We start from the raw sequence: 2,779 nt of genomic DNA on the forward strand, positions 1-2,779 counted from the left end.
ATCTTGCCCCAGTCATTGATCTCGTCTAGCTCGGAGATAAATTTCTCTAGCCGTACCCGCCTTAAAATATCGGTAAAATCGGCGTCTACGCCTTGCAAATCGCTAGGATACGCCATAAGCCGCCTTAGGCTCATGCGCGCCAAAAACGGCTTTTGCGGCACGACCATCGTCCCGCACGGCAAGCAAACCTCGCCCGAGCCGTGATCCCAGATGCCGGCGATATACCTAAATACGCTGCTTTTGCCTGTTCCGCTAGCTCCGCACAGTAGCGTCCATTCGCCGCTTTTTATGTTTAAATTTAGCCCGCAAACCAATCTTTCGCCACTTGGAGTAAAAATTTGCAAATTTGAGCATTTTAGCTCGTTTTGTTCGCCACTCTCGTCAAATTTAACGCTCTTAAATTTATCTTGCGCCAAATTTGCTGCCGTTACCTGGGCAGGTTTGTTTGCGTCATCAAGATCGCTGTTGTGCTCTCTAAATTTAGCATCAAATTTGACCTTAGAGTCCGCTGCCTGCGCGATATCGATGAATTTATACACGCGCTCCACGCTTGCCGCCCACTCCATGATCTGTTTATAATAGTCCATAAACCACGCAAAGCCGTCCTGCACGCTGTAAAACGCCGAGCGTGCCCGCATCATATCGCCAAAGCTCATCGCCCGCGCGAAATAAAGTGGCAAACAGGCAAAAATCGGGATTAGATTTGTGATTTTTAAGTAGCTAGCCGAAAAGCACTCAAGGCGAAACTCGGTGTTCATGATGACGCGCCAGTTGTGCACTACCTCGCTAAAGCTCGCTCTAAAGCGCGATTTTTCAGCGCCTGCGCCATTCATCAGCGCGACGGCTTCGGCATTTTCGCGAGTGATTAGCAGATTTGCGCGGTAGTCGGCCTCGACCTGCTGTTTTTCGTAGTTTAGGTGCTTTAGGCTACGGCCGATGAGGTGCGTGATTAGCGAGCTAAAAAGCGTATAAACGAGCGCGACGTAGACCAAAAAGCCCTCTAACGCAAACTCGCGACCAAACGCGCTAAAGTGCAGTACCTTTGATGCCTCCCAGAGGATAAACGTGAAAGCAAAAAGCTTGGAGAGGTTGTAAACCATGGATTTTATGAGATTTACGCTTTTGTCGGCAAGTAGGAGGCTATCCTCTGCGATACGCTGATCCGGGTTATCAAAGCCTGCGGCCGTGGATAAGCGGTAGAAATTTGCATTTTTTAGCCATAGATTTTCCATCTCTTCACTTAGGCTCTCGCGCCACGAGATCACAAGCAGCTTTTTAAACCAGTTTCCGATCACAATAAAAAGCACGATAACGGCGGTATAGACGAGAAATTCGCCCACAAGCGTGAGCATGAGATCTTTTTCAAATTTTTCGATCGCGTCATAAAATTTTTTATCCCAAGCATTCATTAGCGTCGCGACCTTGACGATGGCTAGGCTAGCTCCCAGCGTCATGGCCAGCATCGCCCACGCCCCCAGCGAGCGCTTGCCCGTCCAAAACCAGCCCGCGATGATGAAAAACTTCTTTAAAATCTGCAAATTTAGCCTTTTTGTTTGATTTTTGCTCTGTGGCGAGCGGTAAATTTACGTTCAGAAATTTTTATGCGGCGCAAATTTTAGCCCAAATTTAACCTGCTTTGTTTAAATTTAAGGTGCGAAGCGGTATGTTTATTTACCGCTTCAAAAAAGCTGAAATTTACGCAAATTTGATCCCGCAAAGTTCTTTAATACGTATAGTTAAACGTCAGCGTGAAATTTCGCGGATCGCCGTAGAAGTTGTTCATGCCGGCGGTTCTGTTTTGCGTATTCATAAAATACTTTTTGTCGGTTATGTTTTTGACCGCGAGCCCGAGGCTGAAATTTTTGTTGAAAAAGTAGTTCACGTTGGCATCCCAAAGCGCATAGGCTTTTTGCGTAGGCGCTACATAGGCTACGTTTTGATAAAAGCCCGAAGTCGCGCTCTGCCATCTAACGCCGGTGCCAAAGCTTAGCTTTTGGCTACTAGAAAACGGTATCTCGTAGCTGGTGTAAATTTTAAACAAATGCTTAGGTACGTAGGATTTTGCGTTCGCGCCCTTGTCGTAGTTTACGTTTGTAGAGGTCTTTTTCTCGCTTTTCATATAGACGCTTTTGTTAAACGTATAGCCCGCAAAAAGATTCCATCTATCCGTTAGCGCGCCTGAAATTTCAAGATCTAGGCCGCGGCTTCGCACCTTGCCCTCGGCGATGCTGTTGGTGGTATTTAACGGATCTTGGATAGCTCTGTTTTCTTGCACGACCTGAAATAGCGCGACTGCGGTATTTAGCGCGCCGTCAAAGTACTCTGATTTTACGCCAGTTTCTACGTTGTAGCCTACGATCGGTTTTAGGATGTTTTTGTTTGCGTCCGTCGCGCTTTGAGGCTTAAAGATCTCTGCGTAGCTAACATACCAGCTGTGATTTTTAGCAAAATCCCAAGTAAGACCCGCATAAGGCGCAAAATGATTTTTGGTGAGATCTAGCGTCTTTTTGCTCGTGTGGTTTTTGAGGTCGTCCCATTTTTTGTCGTATTTTACGCTGGTAAATCTGCCGCCTACTAGCAAGTGCCAGTCATCCGTGAAGTTATATCTCGTGCCGATACCAAATGAGCGCTGGTAAATTTTAGTCGTGTATAGGTCATCATCCGTTATCGTGCTACCGTTCCAGTTGGGCTCGGCTATCGCGGCGCCGTTCCAGTTATATAGCCCGATACCAAGCGAGCTTAGGCTGGCGTTTGGCGCCCATTTGTCGTGGCGGGTAAA

Annotated in this window: 2 protein-coding genes; both read right to left on the minus strand. The window is 47.1% G+C overall.

Annotated features, from left to right (window positions below; genetic code table 11):
- A partial coding sequence (locus Q0314_RS08400) for an SbmA/BacA-like family transporter (RefSeq protein ID WP_298058208.1) occupies positions 1-1,538 on the minus strand: 1,538 nt, incomplete at its 3' end.
- A gap of 185 nt (positions 1,539-1,723) precedes the next feature.
- The coding region (locus tag Q0314_RS08405) for a TonB-dependent receptor (protein WP_298058209.1) at positions 1,724-2,779 on the minus strand (1,056 nt) is incomplete at its 5' end.

The organism is uncultured Campylobacter sp., assembly GCF_938040115.1.
Taxonomy (GTDB): Bacteria; Campylobacterota; Campylobacteria; order Campylobacterales; family Campylobacteraceae; genus Campylobacter_A.